Annotated in this window: 18 protein-coding genes; 6 read left to right on the top strand and 12 right to left on the bottom strand. The window is 69.5% G+C overall.

All coding sequences use genetic code 11. The features are described 5' to 3' along the window. The first annotated feature begins 38 nt into the window (after positions 1–38). Positions 39–1,163 (top strand): alpha/beta hydrolase, encoded by a 1,125-nt coding sequence (locus R2B38_RS11360; protein WP_318016122.1) that lies wholly within the window; start codon positions 39–41, stop codon positions 1,161–1,163. Positions 1,164–1,260: 97 nt separating this feature from the next. On the opposite strand, the gene R2B38_RS11355 is transcribed toward R2B38_RS11360, so the two are convergent. Next, complete coding sequence (locus tag R2B38_RS11355) at positions 1,261–2,265, bottom strand: catalase (protein WP_318016121.1); 1,005 nt, start codon at positions 2,263–2,265, stop codon at positions 1,261–1,263. A 222-nt stretch (positions 2,266–2,487) separates the two neighbouring features. Between R2B38_RS11355 and R2B38_RS11350 the strand changes: the two genes are divergently transcribed. The 3 genes from R2B38_RS11350 to R2B38_RS11340 all read left to right on the top strand — a co-directional run bounded on the left by R2B38_RS11350 (position 2,488) and on the right by R2B38_RS11340 (position 6,818). Continuing rightward, the gene (locus R2B38_RS11350) at positions 2,488–3,834 is read left to right on the top strand and encodes a DUF3500 domain-containing protein (RefSeq protein ID WP_318016120.1); all 1,347 of its coding nucleotides are present in this window, start codon (positions 2,488–2,490) and stop codon (positions 3,832–3,834) included. Between the two features lie 109 nt (positions 3,835–3,943). Beyond that, positions 3,944–5,152: a 4-hydroxybenzoate 3-monooxygenase gene (locus R2B38_RS11345; RefSeq protein ID WP_318016119.1), complete on the top strand. Its 1,209-nt coding sequence runs from the start codon at positions 3,944–3,946 to the stop codon at positions 5,150–5,152. A gap of 58 nt (positions 5,153–5,210) precedes the next feature. Next, entirely contained in the window at positions 5,211–6,818 is a 1,608-nt protein-coding gene (locus R2B38_RS11340; protein ID WP_318016118.1) for a methyltransferase, read from the top strand. Between the two features lie 55 nt (positions 6,819–6,873). Here R2B38_RS11340 and R2B38_RS11335 read toward each other — a convergent pair whose 3' ends face one another. From R2B38_RS11335 to R2B38_RS11300, 8 genes are all read right to left on the bottom strand, one after another. Continuing rightward, the gene (locus R2B38_RS11335) at positions 6,874–8,556 is read right to left on the bottom strand and encodes a histidinol-phosphate transaminase (protein WP_318016117.1); all 1,683 of its coding nucleotides are present in this window, start codon (positions 8,554–8,556) and stop codon (positions 6,874–6,876) included. A gap of 172 nt (positions 8,557–8,728) precedes the next feature. Continuing rightward, the gene (locus tag R2B38_RS11330; RefSeq protein WP_318016116.1) at positions 8,729–9,883 is read right to left on the bottom strand and encodes an aldose epimerase family protein; all 1,155 of its coding nucleotides are present in this window, start codon (positions 9,881–9,883) and stop codon (positions 8,729–8,731) included. A 124-nt stretch (positions 9,884–10,007) separates the two neighbouring features. Beyond that, positions 10,008–11,252 carry a multiple monosaccharide ABC transporter permease gene (gene mmsB, locus R2B38_RS11325; protein WP_318016115.1) on the bottom strand — a complete coding sequence of 415 codons (1,245 nt, stop codon included), beginning with the start codon at positions 11,250–11,252 and terminating at the stop codon, positions 10,008–10,010. Continuing rightward, positions 11,249–12,799 (bottom strand): multiple monosaccharide ABC transporter ATP-binding protein, encoded by a 1,551-nt coding sequence (gene mmsA, locus R2B38_RS11320; RefSeq protein WP_318016114.1) that lies wholly within the window; start codon positions 12,797–12,799, stop codon positions 11,249–11,251. Before mmsA ends, mmsB begins: the two co-directional genes overlap by 4 nt. 47 nt (positions 12,800–12,846) lie before the next feature. Further along, a complete protein-coding gene (gene chvE, locus R2B38_RS11315; protein ID WP_033286856.1) occupies positions 12,847–13,959 on the bottom strand; it encodes a multiple monosaccharide ABC transporter substrate-binding protein in 1,113 nt (370 codons plus the stop codon). 259 nt (positions 13,960–14,218) lie between these two features. Next, positions 14,219–15,193, bottom strand: coding sequence for a hypothetical protein (locus tag R2B38_RS11310; protein WP_318016113.1), 975 nt, complete (start codon positions 15,191–15,193; stop codon positions 14,219–14,221). A gap of 120 nt (positions 15,194–15,313) precedes the next feature. Continuing rightward, a complete protein-coding gene (locus R2B38_RS11305; protein ID WP_033286858.1) occupies positions 15,314–16,318 on the bottom strand; it encodes a zinc-dependent alcohol dehydrogenase in 1,005 nt (334 codons plus the stop codon). After that, entirely contained in the window at positions 16,315–17,472 is a 1,158-nt protein-coding gene (locus tag R2B38_RS11300) for a mandelate racemase/muconate lactonizing enzyme family protein (RefSeq protein ID WP_318016112.1), read from the bottom strand. The genes R2B38_RS11305 and R2B38_RS11300 overlap by 4 nt, the downstream gene beginning before the upstream one ends. 255 nt (positions 17,473–17,727) lie before the next feature. Here R2B38_RS11300 and R2B38_RS11295 point away from each other — a divergent pair, with 255 nt between their 5' ends. Then, complete coding sequence (locus R2B38_RS11295; protein WP_318016111.1) at positions 17,728–18,567, top strand: hypothetical protein; 840 nt, start codon at positions 17,728–17,730, stop codon at positions 18,565–18,567. A 58-nt stretch (positions 18,568–18,625) separates the two neighbouring features. Here the strand turns inward: R2B38_RS11295 and R2B38_RS11290 are convergent, their stop codons facing one another. Then, positions 18,626–19,063 (bottom strand): MarR family winged helix-turn-helix transcriptional regulator, encoded by a 438-nt coding sequence (locus R2B38_RS11290; RefSeq protein WP_318016110.1) that lies wholly within the window; start codon positions 19,061–19,063, stop codon positions 18,626–18,628. A gap of 137 nt (positions 19,064–19,200) precedes the next feature. On the opposite strand from R2B38_RS11290, the gene R2B38_RS11285 reads away from it, so the two are divergent. Beyond that, positions 19,201–20,199 carry an NADP-dependent oxidoreductase gene (locus tag R2B38_RS11285; RefSeq protein ID WP_318016109.1) on the top strand — a complete coding sequence of 333 codons (999 nt, stop codon included), beginning with the start codon at positions 19,201–19,203 and terminating at the stop codon, positions 20,197–20,199. Between the two features lie 317 nt (positions 20,200–20,516). On the opposite strand, the gene R2B38_RS11280 is transcribed toward R2B38_RS11285, so the two are convergent. Both R2B38_RS11280 and R2B38_RS11275 read right to left on the bottom strand, forming a co-directional pair. Continuing rightward, positions 20,517–21,671 carry a serine hydrolase domain-containing protein gene (locus R2B38_RS11280; protein WP_318016108.1) on the bottom strand — a complete coding sequence of 385 codons (1,155 nt, stop codon included), beginning with the start codon at positions 21,669–21,671 and terminating at the stop codon, positions 20,517–20,519. Continuing rightward, the gene (locus tag R2B38_RS11275; protein ID WP_318016107.1) at positions 21,668–24,277 is read right to left on the bottom strand and encodes a M14 family zinc carboxypeptidase; all 2,610 of its coding nucleotides are present in this window, start codon (positions 24,275–24,277) and stop codon (positions 21,668–21,670) included. The genes R2B38_RS11280 and R2B38_RS11275 overlap by 4 nt, the downstream gene beginning before the upstream one ends. Positions 24,278–24,303 lie beyond the last annotated feature (26 nt).

Genomic DNA, 24,303 nt, shown 5'->3' with positions numbered 1-24,303 from the left:
GTTGTCAGAAGCTGAGGATTACTCGCATTCTAGAGGGCATGTTCACCTTCCCCGTGGAACCGGACGACCTGTTCGACGAGCGCACCCGGCAGTTCGTGGCGCTCGGGATCCCGCGCCCGGTCGTCGACCGCGCCCGGACCCGGATCACCGACATGTGGGGGACGGGGGTGGGGAGTTGGGTCCCGGTGTGGTCGGCCGAGGCCGAGCGCGCCCATGCCTCCGGCGACCCCCTGCTCGCCTCGCTGTGCTGGGGCGCGGCCCGTTTCCCGTGCCTGGCGACCGACGAACGGCGCGTCGCAGAAGAGCACCAACTCGCCGCATACCTCGAAGCCGCACCCGGCTTCCCGGTCCGTTTCCAGCGCGCGGTACTGAACGTGCCCGAGCCCGTCCCCGTCCATTTCTTCCAACGACGGCGGCTGGCCCGCCCCGGGGTCCTCGTGCTCTGCGGCGGCGTCGACACCTGGAAAATGGACCTGCACCGCCTCGCCGTGGCCACCGCCCGCGCCACCGGCCTCCTCGTCGCCGCCGTGGACATGCCCGGCACCGGCGAATCCACGGTCCCGCTCGCCCCCGACGCCGACCGCGTCCTCGTCGGCCTCATCGCCCAACTCCGGCGTGCCTACGGCCAACCCGTCGGTTTCTACGGCGTCAGCTTCGGCGCGCACTGGGCGGCCAAGCTGGCCCTCGCCGGCCACGTGGACGCGGCGGTCGACCTGGGCGGCCCGACCGGGCTGACCGACGAACCCATCGACCTGCTCAGCCTGCCGCACGGCATGCCCGGGATCGTCGGCAACGCGCTGCACTTGGACGCCCTGCCCGACGAGGCGGGGATCGCCGACCTGCTCGCCAGTTTCTCCCTGCGCGAGCAGGGTCTCCTCGACAAGGCCGGTGCCGGTGGCTCGCCGCTGCTGGCGGTCAACGGCGCCGACGACGTCTACGTCCCGCTCGGCGACACCGTAGGACTCGCCGGGCGGCCGGAGACGACCGTGTGGGTGATCAAGAACGCCGGCCACTGTGCCCCCGAACGGTCATCCCAGGTCAACCTCGCCCTGTGGGGCTGGCTGGCCGCGCGCCTGGCCCCGGGCCGCCCGCTGCCTCGCCTCGCCGAGGTCGCGGCACGGCAGCCGCTACGGCCGTACATCGACGGGCGCGCCGCGGGCTGACGGGTGTTCCCCGGGCTGGGCTAGGGCCTGTCCGGCGGATCATGCCGCAGACGCGGGGCGTGGCCGATTTCCTGCGACCCGATCCGCCGGACAGGCCCTAGGGAGCGAGCCGGCGTTCCGCCGAGACGGAGTACGCGTGGCGGCGGAAGGCCAGCATCTTGTCGTCGGATGCTTCGACGCCGGGGGCGAGGCGGGTCGGGTCGAAGACCTGGTGCTGCCAGTGGTCCTCGCGCGGTGAGCGGGCCGTCACGTGGAGGTGGCCGGCCGGGATCAGCGGGCGGTGTTCCGGCCATGCCTGGGAGGGGTCGTGGGTCGGGTCGTTCGGCTCGGCGAGCTGGTACACCACGGTGAAGGTGACGGGCCCGGATTCGAGGCGGGAGTCGAGGTCGCCGATGAGGAAGTCGGGGGCGAGGGTCGCGGCGTACGCGGGATCGATCTCGACCTCGCCGAGCTGCGGCACGAGACGGTAGCGGAAGGGCCGCCGTACGCCCGACTCGTCGACCAGGACGAAGGCGTGCAGCCCGTCGTAGCGCGTGGTGGCGAAACTGGCGGGTGCCTGCTGCCCGGCGAAGGACTTCAACGCGCCCCGGCTTTCCGGGTGTTGGGCCAGCACGGTCGCGAACTTCCCTGCCGCGGCGAGCTTTCCCTTGGCCCGATCGGCGAACCCGCCCTCCGTGCCCGCCATGCCCAGCGCCTCGACGAGCTCGATGAACCCCTCGGGATTGTGACTGGGGAAGACCCGGAAGTTGGCGGCGACGAGGTCCATCACGGCCTTGGCGTCATCGCTACTGCCGTCCCCGTCAAGGAACTTGACCGCCATCCCACGTACGCCCCGTGCCCGGTCGTCGGCGGCGAAGTTGCCGGAGCCGTTCGAGAACCGGATCACTGCGTCGGCTTCGGCGGTGAGACAGGCGGCGGTCGTCCACTGCGCGATCCGCCCGGTCGGCACGAACCGCGCGTCGTACACGGCCCCGCGGGCGTGCAGGCGACGGTCGTGCGGACGCGGATGCGCGGCGGCCTCGATCCGATCGACGGCCTGAGCCGCGGTCATTCCGTCCTCGGTGACCGAGGAGTCCTGGGGTTCCTGCGGTGACTGTGCCATGGCGGCATCATCGCACTCGCGGTTGTCGAGTTCGCGGCGGTCGAGTGCCGGATCACCAACAAGGGCAAGGTGCTTGAGGAGCGGAGTGCGGGTGGGCCGGCGACCGCCGGGGGTAAGGGCGGAAATCGACCTGCCGAGGTGGTTGGCGCTGGTCAGGGGGCTGGACCGAGTTTCAGGCGCGGCTTCAGGTTCGGCTCAGGTTGGTGCGGGAGGTTGGCCGGTATGCACGGACACCGCCCCCGCACCCCCGAAGCCGACCGCAGCCGCCGCTGGTTCATGAACAAGGCGCTGCTCGCCGGCGGAGTCGCCGCCGTCGCGACCATGACCGGCTGCTCCTCGGACGCCTCCGACACGGCCACCGCGTCCTCGTCCTCCGGCGCCCCGAACGGCGCCCCCTCGGGCGGCCCGGGTGGCGGTATGCCCACCGGCGCGATGCCTTCCGGCGGGCCCGGGGGAGGGGGCGGCAGCGGGATGGGTCCCGGGCAGAGTGAGGTCAAGTACGCCGATTTCAAAGGCGTTTCGACCAACGGCACGATCACCGACGGGCTCTACTCGATCCACTCCACCGACGTGTCGACGGACGGGATCGTCAAGGCCGCGCAGGCGTTTCTCGACGGGCTCAGCGCCAAGGAACGCAAGTCCTGCACGTTCGACGTCGACAACGACGAGTGGCTGGCCTGGAGCAACGTCGACGGGTACCAGCGCAAGGGCGTGCGCATGGGCGACATCACCGCCACCCAGCGCGACCTCGGTTACGCGCTGCTCGGCGCCGCCCTCTCCGCCGACGGGCTCACCCAGACCCGCAACATCATGAAGCTGAACGCCTTCCTCGGCGACTACAGCGGCGGCAACCGGGAGACGCTCACCGAGGGCGCGTACTTCTTCACCTTCATGGGCACGCCGTCCACCACCAAGCCGTGGGGCTTCCAGTACGAGGGCCACCACGTGGCCATCAACTACTTCGTGCTCGGCGACCAGGTCGTGATGACCCCGACCTTCATGGGGTCCGAGCCGACCTCCGCCACCTACAAGGGCGAGAAGATCACCCTCTTCAGGACCGAGACCAAGGCCGGTCTCACCCTCCTGCGCTCCCTCACCGCCGCCCAGCGCGCCAAGGTGATCTCCGGCACCAAGAAGTCCGGCGACGACATGAAGGCCGGCGCCGGGCAGGACAACGCCGAGCTCGCCTACCAGGGGCTCGTCGCCAAGGACTTCACCAGCGCCCAGAAGCAGAACCTGCTCGACCTGGTGCGCGTCTACGTCGGCAACATGAACGACGGCCACGCCGAGGTGAGGATGGCCGAGGTCGAGGCCCACCTCGACTCGACCTACTTCTCCTGGCTGGGCGAGACGAAGGACTCCTCGGCCTTCTACTACCGCGTGCACAGCCCGGTCGTCCTCATCGAGTACGACGCCCAGTCCCCGCTCGCGTACGGCACGAAGGGGGGTGGCATGGGCGGCCCCAACGGCACCCCGACCCAGCAGCACATCCACACCATCATCCGCACCCCCAACGGCGGCGACTACGGCGTGGACCTGCTGAAGCTGCACCTGGACAACGACCACTGACATATGCCTGATTGGGCCTTAAGCGCTATTTAGTCGTTATGGATTCCTCATCACCGCGCTCTGGCTGATATGAAACCCCTTGGCCGAAAAAGCAAGATCAGGGGTGTTTGTGGGGAAACGATTCGACTCCGGAGCGCGGACCGAGACGCGGACCGGGGTGGTGATCGTCGGGGCGGGCCCGGCGGGGCTCGTCCTGGGGAACCTGCTGCTGGACCGCGGTATCGACTGCGTGATCCTGGAACGGCGTGGCCGCGAGGCGGTGGAGGGGCGGGCCAGGGCGGGATTCCTGGCCGCCCACTCCGTCCGCGTCCTCACCCAGCACGGGCTGGCGGACGGACTGTTGGCCAAGGGGCACACCCACCGGACGTGTCTCTTCCGCAGCGAGCGCGGTGAATTCACCCTCGACTACGGCGAGTTGGGGCGCGGCGAGGTCCATACGGTCTACCCCCAGCAGGAGTTGGTACGGGACCTCCTCGCCGAGTACCTCCGGCGCGGCGGCGAGATCCGCTTCGGCACGGAGGTCGAGGAGATCTCCGAGGACGGCCGGGTGCGGACCTCCGACGGCGCGGACGTCACCGGACGCTACGTCGCCGGGTGCGACGGACACCGGGGAGTCGCCCGCGCCACCATGACCGCCCACGGGACACGCACGGCCCGCTGGGACCACGGCGTGAGCTGGCTCGCGGTCCTGGTCGAGGCCGGGCCCAGCATGGAGGCCGTCGGATACGCCCTGCACGAACGGGGATTCGCCGGTCACATGGCCCGCACGGCGACCGTCACCCGTTACTACCTCCAGTGCCCGCGCAGAACCGATCCGGCCGACTGGAGCGAGGACCGGATCTGGGCCGAACTGGAAACCCGGTTCCGTGTCGACGAGTTCGGGCAGCTCAAGGACGGCCCGGTCCTGGAGAAGGCGGTCGTCGACCTGCGCTCCGACGTCCTCGACACCCCCGGCACCGGCCGCCTCTGGCTGGCGGGCGACGCGGCCGGCCTCATCAGCCCCTCCGCCGCCAAGGGCGCCAACCTCGCCGTACTCCAGGCCGAACGCCTCGCCCAGGCACTGTCGTCGGCCCTGAAGCACGCCGACGACAGCGACCTCGACCGCTACGCCGCCGACTGCCTGCCGCGCGTCTGGCGGGCGCACGAGTTCTCGCACTGGATGAGCGGTCTGCTGCACGGCCCGTCCGCCGAGGACACCGAGCACGCCGTCGAGGCCCACGCCCGCTACGGCCGCGCGCTCCAGTACGCCCGCCTGGACAGCCTGCGCGCCTCCCGCGCGCACCAGGACTTCTTCGCCGAGAACTACACCGGCATCTGAGCCCTCTCCTGCCTTCCAACTCCCGTCTCCGTCCCCACGATTCACCGGGAACCCCTTCATGAACCTCCCCGTCGTACAGGCACGCCTCGCCGCAGCCGACGTAGCCCGCATCGAGCGCGCGGCGGCCTACGTCGAGACCCACGACACGGACCAGGTCCTGGCCGAACTCCTCCCGGCCCTCACCCCCGCCGAACGGGCCGACGTGGCACGCCACTTGGTCTTCGACCACACAGCGGTCCTGGTCTTCCCCGACTCCCTGGACGGCCTCTGCGAGGAACTCCGCCGCCTCGGCCACGAACCGGGCCCGGTCACCCCGAGCGTCGTGGTCCGCGACCGCCTGACCCGCCGCTACGGCCCGGAGCTCGCCGACATCCCGGTAGGCATCGTGCACGTGGCGGTCGGCACCCGCAGCGTGGAGATCTTCGCGCTCCCGGTAGCCCCGGAGTCCGCACTGGAGGCGGTGGCCGCGGACGAACGCGAAGCGGAACACGAGTCCCACCACGCCTTCGCGGTCACGGCCCCCGGCCCGGTGGTCCCCGCAGGCCTACGACTCCTCCTCCAGGAGCGGGGCGGCGCGGTCCCCGACGGAGGCGGCTACAACGGCCACGAAAACGTCACCGTCCTCTACCACCGCACAACAACCCACCACCGCTTCGAACTCCGCCTCCCCGGCCGCCACTTGCCGCTCCCCGACCCGACAACAACCCTGCTCACCGTCATGACCGGAGCCTGGGCGACCCAAGCGGTGGCCACGATGGCGGAGTTGAACATCGCGGACCACCTGGCGGACCACCCCGGCATGTCGGCGGCGCGACTGGCGGAACTCACCTCGACGCACCCGGACGCGCTGCGCCGCCTGCTCCGCTACCTGACGACGCTGGGCCTGCTGACGGCAGCAGACGACACCTATCACTTGACCGCGGCAGGCCAACCCCTGCGCACGGCAACGGAGTTCTCCCTGGCCCCGCTGGCCCAGCTCTACGCGGGCCCGTTCTACGACTCCTTCGCCGGCCTGACCCACTCCGTACGCACCGGCGAGGAAGCCTTCGCCCACCGCAACGGCCAGCACCACTTCCCGTACTTCGCCCAACACCCCGAACTGGGAAGCCTGTTCCACCGCGCGATGGCCTCCAGCGCGGAGATGTTCACCCCGGTCCCCACCCTGATCGACTTCTCGAAGGCGCGACGGGTGGTGGACGTGGGCGGCGGAAACGGCGCGCTGCTCGGCCGGTTGCTCCGAGCCCACCCCCACCTGGAGGGCGTCCTCTACGAACGCCCGGGCGCCCTGGACGCGGCCCGCCCCCACCTCCCCGAACGCTGCTCCTTCGTCGCCGGCGACTTCACCCGCTCGGTACCGGAGGGCGGAGACGTCTACCTCTTGTCCAGGGTCCTGCACGACTGGGACGACGAGCGGTGCCTCACGATCCTCAACAGGTGTGCGGAGGCGATGCGCCCGGGTGCCCAACTCCTGGTGGTGGAGCGCCTGTTGCCGACACCGACGGCAGTGGCCTGGGACATCCACATGCTCTGCAACGTGGGAGGCAGAGAGCGAGACGAGCCCCACTACACCCGCATGCTGGAGAAGACAGGCTTCGAGGTACAGGGTTGTCACGAGCTACCGCTGGGAGCATCACTTCTAAACGCCGTAAGGGGCAACTCCGTTTAGGGGCGCGGGGAACTGCGCGACCAGCCCCCACACACCCGCACCCGGCAACGAAACCTCAGCCCGCCTGCCCCATCCCCGCAGCATTCGGCCAACTCTGCGCATTGGGCCACCCAGTAGCAGGCGCCGGCGCAAGATTCTGCATCCCATTAGGACTGGTAGCCCCCCGAACCTGCGCGGCGGTAAGCCCATTACGCGCAGGCACACCGGTGGGGGTCGGCCCCTGAGGCATTGGGGCGGGCGCCGGCGCGGGGACACCGTAGGGCTGCTGGGGCATCTGCGGCGGCGGAGCCTGCTGCATGGGCATCTGCTGAACCTGCGCCGCAGCCACCATCGGCTCGAACTGAGGCTGGACCTGCGGCTGTTGGGGCTGCGGCTGCGGTACAGGCTGCGGCTGAGGCACCTGCATGGGCACCGCCTGAGGCTGCATCGGCATCTGAGCCGCCGCGGGCACCGGCATCGGCGCCGGCATCGGCATGCCGACCCCCGACGTCCCCGTACCGAGGGCCTGCGCGGCGAGATTCTGCATCCCGGCGCCGTTCGTCGCCCCGACCAGGCGATCCACGGCCGCCGTACCCGAGCTGTAGTTGGTCCCTGTACCCAGCTCGGGTACGGCGGCTCCCCTCCTGGTCCCGTAGAGCACCTGTTCCATGCCGGACACCAGGCGACGCACGTCCGTCTGGGGGCGCACCACGAGCCGCAGGAAGCGGCTGGACGAACCGATCTTGTTGCCGCACTCGCGGACCAGGATGCGGTGCTCGGTCAGCATCCGGTCCCGGACCACCGTTCCCTCGGCGCCGACGGGGAGGCGTACGAAGAGGAAGTTGCCCTGCGACGGATAGACCGTCAGGCCGGGCAGCGCGGAGAGATGGCTCGCCATGTCGAGGCGGTCGCGGCGCACCTGCTGGAGGCTCTGCGCGTACTCCGCGCCGTGCTCCTTGAGGATGAACACCACATGTTCCGCGAAGGCGTTGAGGTTCCACTTGGGCAGCATCGTGCGGATACGGCCGGCCAGCGCGGGGTTCGCGACGAGGTAGCCGAACCTTATGCCGTGCAGGCCGAAGTTCTTGCCGAGGCTGCGCAGGACGACCACGTTGGGGCGGAGCATCGCCTCTTGCACGACGCTGGGTTCGACCTCGGCGTCGGCGAACTCGAGGAACGACTCGTCGATGATGACGAGGTCCAGGTCGGCCATCGCGTCCATGAACTGGACGAGCGCCTGCTTGTGGATGAAGCCGCCGTCGGGGTTGTTCGGGTTGCAGATGACGGCGACCTTGGTGTTGCGCTTGCGGATGAACTCGGCGTACTGCGCGAGGTCGAGAACGAAGCCGCTGGACTCCTGGAGCGGGAACATGTCGACCCGCTTGCCGGTCTCCATGGGCTGGTCGGTCCAGCGGCCGAAGGTGGGGACGGGGATGGCGAGGGACTCCCGGACCATCAAGTGGTCGATCCAGGTGATCAGTTCGGTGGAACCGTTGCCCATCGCCACGCACTGCGGCGGGAGTTGGAGCAGGTTGCAGAGCTCGGCCGTGATGGTGTCGGCGCTGCTCGGGTAGTACGTGATGATCTCGCGCAGCCGGGCCGCCATCTCGTCGAACATGGCGGGGGTGGGGAAGTACGGGTTGCACGGGATGCAGAAGTCCACGGGACCGGTGCCGTCGCTCTCACGCGCCAACGCCGCCATCGACGGGCTGTGTGCCGCCGTACTGCGGAACAGCGAGGTGACGTTGGAGTCGGCCAATGGAACCTCCGTATGAAGGCGGGCCCGGCGGGGACGACCGGGCCCGTCGTCTTGGGTGGCCCGCGCGGGGGAGCACGGGCCACCCATGAGTACGGAGACGCGAGTGGCGCTGTTCAACGGATGTGAAAATGGTGTGTGTTCGGGAACCCCTGGCCCGAGTCAGGCGTCGGCGTCAGTTGCCGAACGAGTGGATCGTCGTCGTGCGGTACGTCTGGCCGGGGCGCAGGACCGTCGTCGGCCAGGCCGGCTCGTTCGGGGAGTCCGGGAAGTGCTGGGTCTCCAGGCACAGTCCGTCGCCCTGCCGGTAGGTGCGGCCGGAGGTGCCGACGAGGGTGCCGTCGAGGAAGTTGCCCGAGTAGAACTGCAGGCCAGGCTGGTCCGTGGCGATCTTCAGGGTGCGGCCGGAGCGCGGGTCGCGCAGGGTGGCGATGTGTTCCGGCTTGGCGGTGACGCCCTTGTCGAGGACCCAGTTGTGGTCGAAGCCCTTGGCCTGCACCTGCTGGGGGTGTCCCGCGCGGATGTCCCGGCCGACCGCCTTGCCCTTGCGGAAGTCGAAGGGGGTGCCGGAGACCGTCGCCAGCTCGCCCGTGGGGATCAGTCCCGTGTCGGTGGGCGTGTAGCGGCCCGCGGCGATCGTGAGCTCGTGGTCCTCGATCGTGCCGCTGCCCTCGCCGGCGAGGTTGTAGTACGTGTGGTTGGTGAGGTTGACGACCGTCGGCTTGTCGGTGGTGGCCTCGTAGTCGATGCGCCAGTCGCCGTGCCTGGTGAGGGTGAAGGTCACCTTCGTCTTGAGGGTGCCGGGGTAGCCCATCTCGCCGTCCACGCTGGTGTAGTGGAGGTAGAGGCCGACGTCGGAGCCCTTGGTGAAGGGCTCGATGTTCCAGACCTTCGTGTTGAAGCCCTTGGCACCGCCGTGCAGGCTGTTCACGCCGTCGTTGACGGAGAGCTGGTACGCCTTGCCGTCCAGGGTGAACTGGCCCTTGGCGATGCGGTTTCCGTACCGGCCGATGGTCGCGCCGAAGAACGTGGTGCCCGCGACGTACGCGGCGAGGTTGTCGTAGCCGAGCGACACGTTGGCGTACTTGCCGTGCCGGTCCGGGAGTTCGAGCGACTGGATGATGCCGCCGTAGGAGAGGACCTTGAGGCGGGTGCCGCCGTTGGCCAGCGACCAGCGGTAGACCTTCGTGCCGTCGGCGAGGGTCCCGAAGAGTTCCTTCACGGGCTTCTTGCCTCCCGAGGCAGCCTCCGCCGTACCCGTACCGAGCGCGCTCGCGGCGATACCCGCTGCCGCCGCGCCCGCAATGACCGTGCGTCTGTTCAGTTCCATGGAGCGGCTCCCTAGTGCGTTGAAGGGTGGCTCCGCTGGAGCGCGCCCCAAAAGGGCGCGGGGAACTGCGCGACCAGCCACGACGGACGCGCAGCCAACTCCCGGTCTCCCAGCGGAGCTTCCGTTACGAACCGGACTTGCGCTTGTTCCACACATCGAAGCCGACCGCGGCCAGCAGGGCGAGGCCCTTGATGACCTGTTGCCAGTCGGTGCCGACGCTGAGGAGGTTCATGCCGTTGTTCAGCACGCCGAGGACCAGACCACCGATGATCGCGCCGAGGACGGTACCCACACCGCCGCTCATGGACGCGCCACCGATGAACGAGGAGGCGATGGCCTCCAGTTCGAAGCCGTCGCCGGCCTTCGGCGAGGCCGCGTTGAGGCGGGAGGTGACCACCAGACCCGCCAGGGCCGCGAGCACGCCCATGTTCAGGAACACCTGGAAGCTGACGCGCTTGTCCTTGACGCCGGACAGCTTCGCGGCCGGCAGATTGCCGCCGATCGCGTAGATGTGGCGGCCGAAGACGGTGTTGCGCATCACGTAGCCGTAACCGACCACCAGGACACCGAGGATGATCAGGATGACCGGCGCGCCGTTGTAGCTGGCGAGCAGCATGGTGAGCCAGACGATCGCGGCGACGATCGCGACCAGCTTGAGCAGGAACAGCTTCACCGGCGGCACGTCGAGCGAGAACTCCAGCTGCCGGCGCCGGTCGCGGACCTCCTGCCACACCACCGCGGCGACCATCGCCAGGCCCAACAGCAGGGTGATGTTGTGGTAGTTGGTGTTCGGGCCGACCGCGGGCAGGAAGCCGTTGCCGATCTTCTGCAGGCCGTCGGGGAAGGGGCCCAGGGTCTGGCCCTGGAGCAGGATCTCCGTGAGGCCGCGGAAGAGCAGCATGCCGGCGAGGGTGACGATGAAGGACGGTATGCCCGCGTAGGCGATCAACAGCCCCTGTACGGAGCCCGCGACGGCGCCCATCAGCAGGCACAGCACCAACGCGACGGGCCACGGCACCTGGTGATTGACCATCAGGACCGCCGCGAAGGCGCCCACGAACGCGGTGAGCGAACCGACCGACAGGTCGATGTGCCCGGCGATGATGACCATCATCATGCCGATCGCGAGGATCAGGATGTAGCTGTTCTGCAGCACCAGGTTGGAGACGTTGCGCGGCAGCAGCAGGTCCCCGCCGGTCCACACCTCGAAGAGGATCACGATCAGACCGAGGGCGATCAGCATGCCGTACTGGCGCATGTTGCGCCGCAGGCCGTCCAGCATCAGGTGCAACAGGCCGCCGCCCGCGGCCGATCCGCTCCCGCCCGGCGGCGCGGGGGCCGGGCTCTTGGCGGTCACGTCCGTGCTCATCGCGTTACCTCTTTGTCCTTCGTCATCTGGCGCATCAGCACTTCCTGCGTGGCCTCGGCCCGGGGCACCTCACCGGTCAGCCGGCCCGCCGCCATCGTGTAGACGCGGTCGCACATGCCGAGCAGCTCCGGCAGTTCGGAGGAGATGAAGACCACCGCCTTGCCCTCGGCGGCGAGTTGGTCGATGACCGTGTAGATCTCGTACTTGGCGCCCACGTCGATCCCTCGCGTGGGCTCGTCCAGGATCAGCACCTCGGGACCCGCGAAGATCCACTTGCTGAGGACGACCTTCTGCTGGTTGCCGCCGGACAGCTTGCCCACCGGCTCGAACACCGTCGGCGCCTTGATGTTCATCGACTTGCGGAACCGCTCGGCGACCTGCCGCTCCTCCTGCTCGTCGACCACACCGCGCTGGGAGACCTTGTTCAGGGCGGCCAGCGAGATGTTTCGGTTGATCGTGTCGATGAGGTTGAGGCCGTAGTGCTTGCGGTCCTCGGTGACATAGGCGATGCCGTGTCCGACCGCTTCCGCGACGGACTTGGTACGGATCTCCTGGCCGTCCTTGAGGACCGTGCCGCCGGCGTAGCGGCCGTAGGAGCGGCCGAAGACGCTCATCGCGAGTTCGGTGCGGCCGGCGCCCATGAGTCCGGCGATGCCGACGATCTCGCCCCTGCGCACATTTATCGACACATCGTCAACTACCTTGCGCTGCTGGTCGATCGGGTGGAACACCGTCCAGCCGCGGATCTCCAGCGCGGGTGCCGCCTCGGGCTCGCCCTCGTACGGGGTGCGCTCGGGGAAGCGGTGGTCGAGGTCGCGGCCGACCATGCCGGAGATGATCCGCTCCTCGGTCGTCTCCGGCGCCTTCACGTCGAGGGTCTCGATGGAGCGGCCGTCGCGCAGGATCGTCACCGAGTCGGCGACCTTGCGGATCTCGTTCAGCTTGTGCGAAATGATGATGCAGGTGATGCCCTGCTTCTTCAACTCCAGGATGAGATCGAGGAGTTTGCCGCTGTCCTCGTCGTTCAGGGCTGCCGTCGGCTCATCCAGGATGAGCAGTTTCACCTTCTTCGACAGCGCCTTCGCGATCTCGACGAGCTGCTGCTTGCCCACGCCGATGTCGGCGACGCGGGTCTCCGGGTGGTCGCTCAGGCCCACCCGGCGCAGCAGTTCGGTGCCGTGCCGCAGCGTCTCGTTCCAGTTGATGAGCCCGCGCGAGGCGTGCTCGTTGCCGAGGAAGATGTTCTCCGCGATGGAGAGGAACGGCACCAGTGCCAGTTCCTGGTGGATGATCACGATGCCGCGCTGCTCGCTGGCCCGGATGTCGCGGAAGCGGCACTCCTCTCCTTCGAAGAGGATGTCGCCCTCGTAACTGCCGTGCGGATGGACGCCGGAGAGCACCTTCATCAAGGTGGACTTCCCGGCGCCGTTCTCACCGCAGATGGCGTGGACCTCGCCCTGACGGACCGTCAAAGTGACGTCCGACAGCGCCTTGACACCGGGAAAGGTCTTGACGATCGAGCGCATTTCCAGGACGGGTCCCGCCATGGTCGTGCCTACCAATCACGTGTGGGGTCGGGTAACGGGCCGCGGAATTACTTGAGTTGAGCGTCCGTGTAGTACCCGCCCTTGACCAGCACGTCCTCGTAGTTCGTCTTGTCGACGCTCACCGGCTGCAGCAGGTAGGCGGGGACGACCTTGGTGCCGTTGTCGTAGGTCTTGGTGTCGTTGGTCTTCGGCGTCTTGTTGTTGAGGACGTCGTCGATCATGGTGTCCGCGACCTTGGCGAGCTGGCGGGTGTCCTTGTAGACGGTCTGCGTCTGCTCACCGGCGATGATCGACTTCACCGAGGCCAGCTCGGCGTCCTGACCGGTGATCACCGGCAGCGGCTTGGCGGAGGTGCCGTAGCCGTCCGACTTCAGCGCGGACAGGATGCCGATGGAGATGCCGTCGTAGGGCGAGAGCACCGCGTCGACCCGGCCGGTCTTGTACGAGCCGGTGAGGATGTCCTCCATGCGGTTCTGGGCGGTGGTGCCGTCCCAGCGCAGGGTGGTGACCTTGTTGAGCGCGGTCTGCCCGGACTTGACGACCAGTTCCTTCTTGTCGATGTACGGCTGGAGCACCTTCATCGCGCCGTCGAAGAAGTACTTGGTGTTGTTGTCGTCGTTCGAGCCGGCGAACAGCTCGATGTTGAACGGGCCCTTCTTGCCGCTGGTCAGCCCCAACTTCTCGGCGATGTACGTGCCTTGGAGGGTGCCGACCTTCTCGTTGTCGAACGAGGCGTAGTAGTCGACGTTCTTGGTGCCGAGGATGAGGCGGTCGTAGGCGATGACCGGGATCTTCGCGGACGCGGCTTCCTGGAGCACGTTGTTCAGGGACTTGTTGTCGATCGCCGCGATGATCAGGCCCTTGACGCCCTGGGTGATCATGTTCTCGATCTGGGAGACCTGGGTGTCCGGGTCGTCCTCGCCGTAGACCAGCTTGGTCTTGTAGCCCTTGGTCTTGAGGTCCGCGACCATGTTGTTGCCGTCGGAGATCCAGCGCGCGGAGGACTTCGTCGGCATCGCGATGCCGATCGTGCCGCCCTTGGCGCTGCTCTCCTTCTCCTTGCTGCCGCCCGAGCCGCTCTGGCCGCAGGCGGACAGGGTCAGCGCGAGGGTGGCGGCGCCGGCTATGAGGGGGAGGGCGCGACTTCTGCGGATGCGCATGTGAACTGGCCTCATTCTTCTCGTCGTTGAGAGTGCAGCGAGTGCGTGGGGGGTGGTTCAGGATGCGGGGTTGTGCCTGTTGAGTTGTGTGGTGCGGGCCGGTGGGGGCTGGTCGCGCAGTTCCTCGCGCCCCTTGAAAGCGGGCGGGGTCTTCAGGTGGCCCCTGGTCCCCCCGCGCCTCTTAAGTGCGCTGGCCCGGGGTTTTCAGGGGCGCGGGGAACTGCGCGACCAGCCCCCACCGGGCCGCGGCCCCCGTTGATCAGTCGGTGGCACTCTCTGTGGGGAAACGGTTGAGAGTCCCCGGCAACCTCGTACCGAGGCGAGCCATGTCCCCGTCCGCGCCGTGGCGGGCGAGGAGGTCGAGGGCGAGACGGCCCCGGCGGACGCGCTCACGCGCCGTGTCGAGGGTGACGTCCCGCATGTGGGTGCCCCACGGGTAGATGCCGGGGGCCTTGGAGAGGCCGAACTTCAGGTACAGGGGGGCGCCTCGGCGGATCAGTTCCGCGACCTCGTACATCCGGATGTACCCACCGAGGTCGTCCGGCGCCTCGATGTACATGTCCATGGGGGCCGCCGACACCCGCCGGATCTCGGTGAGATGATCCAGCGTCAGGTCACTCGGGACGTTGAGCGAGTCCGCGCCCAGCTTCTCGTACACCGCGTACGCCGCCGGGTTGACCGGCCCGATCAGCGCCGAGACCTTGAGGGTGGTGTCGGCGGGGATGATCCCGGCCACCCGCGCCCGGTGCAAGGTCCACAGCACGCCCTCGTCCGCGACGAGCAGGCACTTGACGCCCAACTCCGCTGCCCGCACGGCGTCTTCGACGCACCCGGCGACCGCGTCATGACCCCGGGCACGCAGACCCCCGCCCCGCGAGTCGGAGCGGACCGACCCGCCGATGTCCCACGTCCCACGCGGCCCGGTGAACAGGCAGAGCTCGATGTCGCGTTCGGCCGTCGCCTCGACCATCTCGGTGATCTCGGCGTCGGTCAGCATCCACACACCGCTGCCCTGGCTGATCCGGTGGATCGGCACGTCCAGGCGCGAGGACTCCTTGAGGATGACCGCCAGCGCCTCGGGCCCCTCGCACGAGGGGATCTCGGTGCGCCAGCGACCGCCGTCCGGGAAGGTGTGGGTGGAGGTATCGGCGGGGTCGAGGGCGGGCGCGCCCAGGCCGAGCGCGGAGAGCGCCTGCTCCCCGGGCCGGCGGGCTGCCGTGGCGGTGTCGGTCACTTGCTGTCCTTCGCGTTCGGTATTTCGGACGAGGTTCGCGGCTCGGGGTACGAGAGGCTCTGGTGGTACGCCGGCACGGGGTGGTCAGGTCACCCCGTGCCGGCGTACGACTGGGGTGTCCTACGGCCGCAGCAGCACCTTGCCGACCTTGGGATCGCCGGACCCCACCAGCTCGATGGCCTGCGGGAACTCGGCGAGCGGCAGCTCATGGGTGACCAGGGGGAGTGGATCGAGCAGGCCCGCCCCGAAGACCCGGACCGTGTGCGCCCAGGCGTCCGGCGGTGCCCCGAAGACGGTGTGCACCTCCAGCTGCCGTACGACGAGATCGGTCGGGTCCAGGCCCTCGGCGCCCGGCGCGGGGATACCGGTGAGGACGAGGCGTCCGCCGCGCCTGAGCAGGGAGGCGGCGGTGCGCGCGGCGGACGCGGACCCGGCGGTCTCGATCACGACGTCGAAGTCGTCGGGCAACTCCTGGTCCCGGGTGAGGAATCGGCTCGCGCCGAAGTCCTTCGACAGCTTCGCGCGGTCGGGGCGGGTGCCCACCACGAGCAACTCGGCGGGCGAGCCCGCCTTCAGGAACTGCACCGCGAACATCCCGAGCGTGCCGGTACCGACCACCGCGACCCGCTCACCCGGGCGGGCGTTCGCCTTCAGCGCGGCGGCCGCGATGCAGGCAGCGGGTTCCAGCAGCGCCGCCGCCGTCAAATCGGCCTCGTCCGGGAGGACATGGAGGAGGCGGGCAGGGAGCGTGAGGGTGGCGGCCATCGCGCCGGGCTGGGTGAAGCCCGTCTCCTCGTAGCCCGCCGTGCACAGCGTCGTCTCGCCCGCGTGACAGCGGTCGCAGACCTGGCAGTTGCGGAAGCCCTCGCCGACGACCTTGCGGCCCACGAGCGTCGCGGGCACCCCGGCGCCCACGGCCTCCACCGTGCCGGACCACTCGTGGCCCGGGGTGAGGGGGTAACGGACGTAGCCCTCGGGCCTGTTGCCCTGGTACACCTCGCGGTCGCTGCCGCAGATGCCGACCGCGTGGACGCGCACCAGCGCCTCACCCGCGTCCGGCCGGCGCGGCTCGTGCGAGGCCAGCCGGTGCTCGCCCGGTGCCTCGATGACGACCGCGGTGCTCACTTCGAACCCTTCGGCTTGCGCTGCTCCCAGCCGTCCGCCCAGAGGTCGAACCGCGCCTGCTGCTGCGGGAATTCGGCCGCCGCGTCGACGTCCAGCTCGACGCCGAGACCGGGCGCGTCCGAGAGGTGGAAGTAGCCGTCGATCACCTGCGGGGCGCCCTTGACGACCTTCTTGATGTCGGCGTCCGCGAAGTCGTTGAAGTGCTCCAGGATCTTGAAGTTCGGCGAGGAGAAGCCGACTTGGAGCGAGGCGGCGGTCAGCACCGGGCCGCCCACGTTGTGCGGGGCGACGAGGACGTAGTGCGCCTCGGCGGTCGCGGCGAGCTTGCGCGTCTCCCAGATGCCGCCGATGTGACCGACGTCGGGCTGGATGATGTCGACGGCCTGGCTCTCGAACAGCTCGCGGAACTCGATCCGGTCGTGGATGCGCTCACCCGTCGCGATGGGCATGTCGACCTTCGCGGCGACCTTCTCCAGCGCCTTCAGGTTCTCCGGCGGGACCGGCTCCTCCAGCCACGCGGGCTTGAACGGCGCGAGTTCGTGCGCGAGCCGCACCGCGGTCGACGGCGAGAACCGGCCGTGCATCTCCAGCATCAGCTCGGCGTCCGGACCGATCGCGTCCCGCACGGCCTCGATGAGGGAGACCGCGTACAGGGTCTGCTCGTGGTCGAGTTCGAAGTGCCCGGTGCCGAAGGGGTCGATCTTCAGCGCCTTGTACCCGCGCTCCATGACCCCCTGGGCGGCCTTGTGGTAGGCCTCCGGGGTCCGCTCGGTGGTGTACCAGCCGTTCGCGTACGCCTTCACCTTGTCGGTGACCTTGCCGCCGAGCAGCTGCCACACCGGCACGCCGAGGGCCTTGCCCTTGATGTCCCAGCAGGCCATCTCGATGACGGCGATGCCGGACATGACGATTTCACCCGCACGCCCGTAGTCGCCGTACTTCATCCGGCGTACGAGGTCTTCCACGGCGAACGGGTCGGAACCGAGAATGTGGTTTGCCTCGGCCTCGCGCAGGTAACCGATCAGCGCGTCGGTGTGGCCCAGCATCCGGGTCTCGCCGACGCCGGTGACGCCCTCGTCGGTGTGCACTTGGACGTACGTCAGATTGCGCCATGGCGTCCCGACCACGTGCGTGCTGATTCCCGTGATGCGCACGGCAGTTGCCCCCTGTGCTCTTCAGTGCTGTTCGAAATTTCGGCTCACGTTCGAAATGCTGGGCAGACAGTAAGGACGGCGGGGCAGGGGTGTCAATGGGTCGAACGCGTAACGGTTTCGGCAAGAGACGCGATCGGCGTACCGCTCGGCGGCGTCGGTTCGTGACGGTTCTTGTCGTTTCCCGCCGCGTCCCTACACAACTTTCACAGGCGCGCCTATGAACGTTACCTGTGAGGAACTTAGTCTTCCGGCGTCATGGACTACTGCCACCCCTGCGGCCGGCACCTGAACGGCGCCCTCGCGTGCCCGGGGTGCGGCGCACCAGTCGAAACCCCGGTCGACCCAACTGGCGCCCACGCGCGCGGAGTTGACGTACGCCCGCAGACGGACGACGCCCTGCGCGAGGGTGCGGACGCGGGCGGGGGTGCGGGTGTGGGTGCGGGCGCGGATGTGCCTGTCGCCGCGCACGAGGACGGTCGCGAGGACGGCCACTCGCACGGCGAGCCTCAGGGGCGTGCCGCGCGGCGGAAGAGCCGCGGGCGGGGTCGGGTCGACACCGCCCACGTCGCGGCCGAGGACGACGACGTCGAGAGCCCGGACGCGGCGGGTGCGAGCCGTCGCGATCGCAAGGCCGCGGCGCACCGGAGGCGGCGGCGCCGGGTGCTGCTGATAACGGCCGGTTTCGTACTGGCGGCGGGCGGCCTGAGTCTGGCAGAGCTCGGCACGGACGCGCCGTTCTCGACCTCCAGGTCCGCGGCGCCGGGCGCGTCCGCGGAGGGCGGTTCGGACGCGGAGGCCAGCCAGACGGCGGAGCCCCTGGACGTCACGAAGACCGTCGGAACCAGCGCGGGTACGGCGTCTCCGGACGTGTCGGCGTCACCGTCCGCGTCGCCTTCGAAGTCCGCGAAGGAGACGAAGGACCCCAAGGCGACGCTGACGCCCACGACGGACACCGGTGGTGGTGCCACGTCCCCTGCGTCCACGTCCACGTCGGACCCGACGACCACCCCGTCCTCGGACCCGTCGTCCTCGGACCCGAGTCCGACGCCGTCGCCCTCGGAGACCTGTAAGCAGATTCTGTGGTGGTGTTCGTAGGGCGCGAGTGGTGGCGCTGAGTCGCTCGGCTCGCACCCCCCCCGTGGGGTGGACCGGCTCAGACCTCCAGCATCCGCCGCAGCAACCCCCGCAACGCCAGCCGCTCCTCGTCCGACAGCCCGGCCAGCGGCTCGCGGGCGAACCGTAGGGACTCGCGCAGGCTACGGGCCACCCGGCGCCCCTCGTCCGTGGCCGCCGCCAGCTTCACGCGGCGGTCGGCGGGGTCGGGGCGGCGCTCCACCAGGCCGCGCGTCTCCAGCCGGTCCACGATCCCCGTGACGTTCGACGGCTCGCACTTCAGCTTCCGCGCCAGTTTGCGCATCGGCAGCGGCTCCAGGGACAGCAGGCTGAGCAGCCTGGCCTGGGCTCCGGTCAGCGCGTGGTCGCCCGCCGCCTCCTCGTAGTCCGCGTAGAACCGCGCCACGACATCGCCGATCAGCTCGACGACCTCCATGGTCACGGGGTCGGAGCGACGCGTCTTTTCGGGTGTGGCCATGGACTCAGAGTACCCCGTTACTTGACATCATGAAATATTCAGGAGCATGGTTGTTTCAGGTACTGAAGTATTCGGCAGCGTGTGAGTCCCCTGCGAGTCACCCCGCACGGCCCCCTGCACTACGAAAGGCGCTTGTGATGATCAACCGCGAATGGCACCTCCTCAGCCGCCCGGTCGGCTGGCCGAAGCCCGAGGACTTCGCCCTGGTGGAGACCGAGACCCGGGCCCCGGCCGAGGGCCAGGTGCTGGTGCGGAACAAGTACCTGTCGGTCGACCCGTACATGCGCGGCCGCATGAGCGCCCGCAAGTCGTACACCGCCCCCTTCGAGCTCGGCAAGGTCATGCAGGGCGGCGCGGTCGGCGAGATCGTCGAGTCGAACGCCGAGGGCTTCGCGGTCGGCGACCACGTCCTGCACTTCGGCGGCTGGCGCGAGTACGCGACCATCGACGCCAAGGGCGCCGTCAAGGTCGACCCCGACCTCGCCCCGCTCTCCACCTACCTCGGCGTCCTCGGCATGACCGGCCTCACCGCCTACGCCGGTCTGCTGCGCACCGCGTCCTTCAAGGAGGGCGACTCGGTCTTCGTCTCCGGCGCCGCGGGTGCCGTCGGCAGCCAGGTCGGCCAGATCGCCAAGCTCAAGGGCGCCTCCCGGGTCATCGGCTCGGCCGGCTCGGACGAGAAGGTCAAGCTCCTCGTCGAGGAGTACGGCTTCGACGCGGCCTTCAACTACAAGAACGGCCCGGTCGCCGAGCAGCTCCGCGAGGCCGCCCCGGACGGCGTCGACGTGTACTTCGACAACGTCGGCGGCGAGCACCTGGAGGCGGCGATCGGCTCCCTGAACGAGCGTGGGCGTATTGCCATCTGCGGCATGATCTCGGTCTACAACAACACCGAGCCCGCCCCCGGCCCGCAGAACCTCAGCCGCCTCATCCAGACCCGCGGCCGCATCGAGGGCTTCCTCGTCGGCGACCACTACGACCTGCAGCCGCAGTTCGTCCAGGAGGTCGGCGCGTGGGTGGCCTCCGGCGAGCTCAAGTACCGCGAGACCGTTGTCGAGGGCATCGAGAACAACCTGGAGGCGTTCCTCGGGCAGCTGCGCGGGGAGAACACCGGGAAGATGATCGTCAAGCTTTGACGGGGGCGGTGTTCTTTAGGGGCTCGGGTCTCTGACGGGGCCGGTGTCGGGAGGCTTTGCGTAGGTGGGCCGGTGTTGAGTGGCGTCGTGTCAGTGGGCCTGTGCTGTCAGCGCACCCCTCGCGCACCTCTTTTGGTTCGGTCGCCTTCGGGGCGCTGGGAGCCGGTGTTGAGAGCCCCACCGTGCTCGGCGCTGCGCGCCTCCGCGCGCTGGGGCTCTCAACACCGGCGCGCCCCTACGGCTCCCTCTCGGCCGTCCACGTTGGCACAGTGGAACTTGGTGGGCCCTCGCCGGTGGTGAGGGCCCACGCCGTTTGTTCAGCTTGCCAGTGCTGCTTTGTGGACGGCCCGTACCAACCCCTCGTTCTCCAGGGCCGCCCCGCCCGGGAAGGCGAACCGGCGCCTGGTGTAGCCGTAGGCCAGGCCGCTGCGGGGGTCGGCGAAGGCCTGGGAGCCTGCCGCGCCGCTGTGGCCGATGGTGCCGGCGCCCAGGAACGGGTAGGCGGCGTCCGCGGTGGCCTGGAAGCCGAGGCCGTACGCCCGGTGCGTGCCGGTCACCACGTCGTAGCCGACGGAGTGCAGCTGGCCGAACTCGGCCGCCGTGTCCGGCTTCAACAGGGCGGCCCGGTCGTCGACTTCGCTGATCGCCGCCGCGTACAGGCCGGCGAGACCGCGCGCCGACGCCACCCCGCCGATCGACGCGGGACCCTTGGCCCGGATCACCCGCTCGTTCGGCAGTGACTCCAGGACGGTCGGCTGCGCCGCGTGCTCGTTGAACGCGATCGCGGCGAGACTGTGGGGGTTGGGTGGCTCGGCTGCGCGGGCGTCCTGCTGGTCGGGGGGCAGCAACTGGGGCTGGACGGTGCGGAATCGGGGCTCGTGCGCCGGCGGTAGGCCGAGGAAGAAGTCCAGGCCGTACGGCGCCCGCACTCTCTCCTCGTGCACGTCCCGGAGCGAACGGCCCGTGGCCCGCCGTACGATCTCGCCGGTCAACGCGCCGATCACCAGGGCGTGATAGCCGAAGACCGTGCCCGGACGCCAGAACGGGCGCTGGTCGGCTAGGCGTTCGGCCACCGCCCGGTCGTCGGCCAGCTCGTCGAGCGTGAACCCCGTGTCCGTGCCGACCAGGCCCGCCCGGTGCGCGAGCAGCTCGCGCAGTGTCAGCGCGCCCTTGCCCTCGGACGCGAACTCCGGCCAGTAGTAGGTCACTTTGCGGTCCAGCTCCAGCGTGCCGTCCTGCACGAGCAGCGCCACCACGAGGTGCGCGGCGCTCTTCGTGGACGAGAACACGCCATAGAGCGAGTCGGCGTCGGTGCCGGGTGGTCCCGCCCACAGGTCGACGACCCGTCGGCCGTGTACGTACGCACACAACTGGCCCTCATAATCGGCGCGTTCGGTCGCAACGAACGCGGCGAACTCCTCCCGCACCGTTTCGAAACCGTCGGCTACGGTGCCGTGGATCTCCTGGGTCATCTGCTCTCCTCGACTGATCCGCTGCTCGCGTGTGCCATCGCTCGTGTGCCGTCGATCGTGTGTGCCATGGTGAACAACGCCCGCCCGACCTGCGGGAGTTCCCCCTTCGGATGATCCCGGAAGAGCGGCTCCGTGCCGAACAGGACAGCTCGCCTGTCACTGACGACCGACGGTCGTCCCGCCGCGTCGGCGGGGCCGCCGGAGCCGTCGGCCCGCTTCCGCCAGTGCCCGGCGAGGAGAGGACTTCCGGTTGTGTACGACTGCTCGACGCGGACTGTGGGGCCGAGTTCGGTGAACCACACCGGCGCGTAGACGAAACCATAGGGCTGGGTGCCGGTGGTGATCGGCCCTGAATTCACCACCCGTACAACGCCGTTGGCCTCCTCGGTGCCCTCGACGGGCGTTGCCGTCAGCAGTCCGGTCGCGGAGGCGAGCGCGGCGCCGGTGACGCCCCGGCCGACGAGTCCGTGCCCGGAGGAGAGGAAGGTGCGGAGGGCGGTGCGGGCGGTCGGGGTCAGGTCGCCGTCCTCCAACTCCGTCGACACGAACAGCACATCGGCCTTCGACCAGTCGAATCCCGCGTTTCCCGCGTTTCCCGCGTTCAGGATGTCCGTCGACACGGGCGTGACCTCGAAGCCCATCTCCCGCAGCGCGAACAGCTCGCCCGGGGTGACGGCCGCGGCGACGCGGACGGGGTGGAGTGCCGTGACACCGGGGAGGGTTGTGGCCTCGAATGCCACGTCGTAGGCCGTCGCGGCCTCGGTCACCTTCGCCCGTGCTGTCGCTGTCCTCGGCTCCGGCACGATCGCGCTGCCGTCCGCTGACCGTCGTACCGGAATCCCTTGTCTGAGGAGGGAGTTGAGGGCCGCCAACTCGGCCGGGTCGGTGAGGGGGAGGCGGAGGTCGCCGTGCGGGGCGACGTGGGCTACGGGGGAGGGGGCGGTGATGGCGGCTAGGGGGCTGCTGGGGAGGGTGGTTACGGCCTTGACCTGGGCGCCCCACAGGCGGCCCAGGCTCCAGGCCGAGATGTCGTACATCGCCGTCACCTTGTCGCTGATGTCCCGGCCGTCGGCCAACAGGGCGTTCGCCAGGCCCCGTTTGGGCTGGTGCGTGTCGACGACGTACGGGCCGGTCGCCGCGCGTAGCACGCGGACGTCGTTGGCGATGAGGTGGGTGACGAGGCGGGCGCCCGCGGTGTCGGGCGCGATGGTGTAGGCGCGGGGGAAGGTGGTTGTGTAGACGTCCTCAGGGCCGATGCCCGGGACTCCCGGGACGGTTCGCGCCGACACGGGTACTTGTTCGACGCCCGCGGCTCCGCGCCGGAACATCTCGATCTGGTCGGCGATGAGGGAAGTCCGGTGGGACCGGGCGAAGTCGAGGGTCGCGCGCATGGCCGCGCCCGCGACCGCCACGTTGATCGCGGCGCGGCGGTGCAGCTCGGTGGTGGGGAGGGTGTCGGAGGCGGAGTTGTTCACCTGGAGCGGGATCTCGACCGTGTGGGCGGCTACCGCGCCCTGGAAGGCCGCGTACTGCGGGGTGAAGACCGGGGGCCAGTCGTCCCAGCCCTCCGCCTGGTCGCGGAAGGGGATCTGGGCGGGGGAGACCCCGTCCTTCGCCGGTGTGTAGCCGAGGGCGTTGACGGCGGTCTCCATGCCCAGGGCGTTGGCGTAGGTGTTCTTGAGGAAGAGGTCGTACTCGTAGTTCTCGCCGTGCGGGGGAGTGGTCGGCTCGATGAGCGTGCCGTTGACGTAACCGTGCAGGTCGAGCAGGACGGCGGGCTGTTTGTCGATCGTGAGCGCGCGGATCGCGCGGGCCTCGGGCTGTGAGGCGGTGATCAGGTCCCGGTTGAGGTCGAAGCCGTTGGCGTTGGCGCGGGTGCCGGCGATACGGCCGTCGGGGTTCGCGGTGATGTTGAAGTAGAGGCGGCTGTGCGCCAACAGGTCTTTTGTCTTGGTGTCGTTGGCGGTGGCGAGCTGCTGGATGAGGTCGAGGGAGGCGTCGGTGCCCTCGCGTTCGTCGCCGTGGATGTTGTTGTCGAAGAGGACCGGTGTCTTGTAACTGGTCTTGATCTCAAAGGACTTGGCGGCGGTGGCGGGCGCGTTCTCGATGAGGTCGCGCATTCGTTCCTGTGCGGTGGCCTGGGCGGTGGTCTCCGGGGCGGTGACCGTGACGAGGTAGAGCCGGTGGCCGCCGGACGAGACGCCCGCGACCTCGGCACTCACCCGATCGCCCAGCCGCTGGAGGGAGTTCAGGCGCGGGGCGAGGGCGTGGTACGGGGTCAGGCCGAGTTTGAGGGAGGTGTCGGCGGGGTTCGCCGGGTCGGGGGAGAGGCGTTGGCGGCGGGGGTAGCCGAGGCGGGGGTCGGTGCGCGGGACGGTGGCGGTGAGGGCGCGGCGGGCGGCGGTGACGGGCGCGCGGCCGGCGTACCGGTCGGGGCCGGAGCCCTCACGGACGGCCGGGTCGGGCGCGGAACCCCGGCGGGGGACGGGCCGGGGCGTGGCGTCCGCCGGACGGGGCTGGAGCAGGAGCGAACCGGCGGCGGTGGTCAGGGCGACGGCGGTGATCAGAACGGGTCTCGGGGGGACGGCTCGGGCAATGGTGCGCACGCGTACCTCCTCTTTGGTTCCAGAGA

This window comes from Streptomyces sp. N50, assembly GCF_033335955.1.
GTDB lineage: Bacteria > Actinomycetota > Actinomycetes > Streptomycetales > Streptomycetaceae > Streptomyces.
This window is presented reverse-complemented; position numbering and strand designations above follow the sequence as displayed.

Coding starts and splice junctions, on each gene's coding strand:
- R2B38_RS11295 (WP_318016111.1), top strand. CDS start 17,728: ATGGACTACTGCCACCCCTGCGGCCGGCACCTGAACGGCGCCCTCGCG.
- chvE (WP_033286856.1), bottom strand. CDS start 13,959: ATGCGCATCCGCAGAAGTCGCGCCCTCCCCCTCATAGCCGGCGCCGCC.
- R2B38_RS11350 (WP_318016120.1), top strand. CDS start 2,488: ATGCACGGACACCGCCCCCGCACCCCCGAAGCCGACCGCAGCCGCCGC.
- mmsB (WP_318016115.1), bottom strand. CDS start 11,252: ATGAGCACGGACGTGACCGCCAAGAGCCCGGCCCCCGCGCCGCCGGGC.
- mmsA (WP_318016114.1), bottom strand. CDS start 12,799: ATGGCGGGACCCGTCCTGGAAATGCGCTCGATCGTCAAGACCTTTCCC.
- R2B38_RS11330 (WP_318016116.1), bottom strand. CDS start 9,883: ATGGAACTGAACAGACGCACGGTCATTGCGGGCGCGGCGGCAGCGGGT.
- R2B38_RS11340 (WP_318016118.1), top strand. CDS start 5,211: ATGAACCTCCCCGTCGTACAGGCACGCCTCGCCGCAGCCGACGTAGCC.
- R2B38_RS11355 (WP_318016121.1), bottom strand. CDS start 2,265: ATGGCACAGTCACCGCAGGAACCCCAGGACTCCTCGGTCACCGAGGAC.
- R2B38_RS11285 (WP_318016109.1), top strand. CDS start 19,201: ATGATCAACCGCGAATGGCACCTCCTCAGCCGCCCGGTCGGCTGGCCG.
- R2B38_RS11290 (WP_318016110.1), bottom strand. CDS start 19,063: ATGGCCACACCCGAAAAGACGCGTCGCTCCGACCCCGTGACCATGGAG.
- R2B38_RS11280 (WP_318016108.1), bottom strand. CDS start 21,671: ATGACCCAGGAGATCCACGGCACCGTAGCCGACGGTTTCGAAACGGTG.
- R2B38_RS11360 (WP_318016122.1), top strand. CDS start 39: ATGTTCACCTTCCCCGTGGAACCGGACGACCTGTTCGACGAGCGCACC.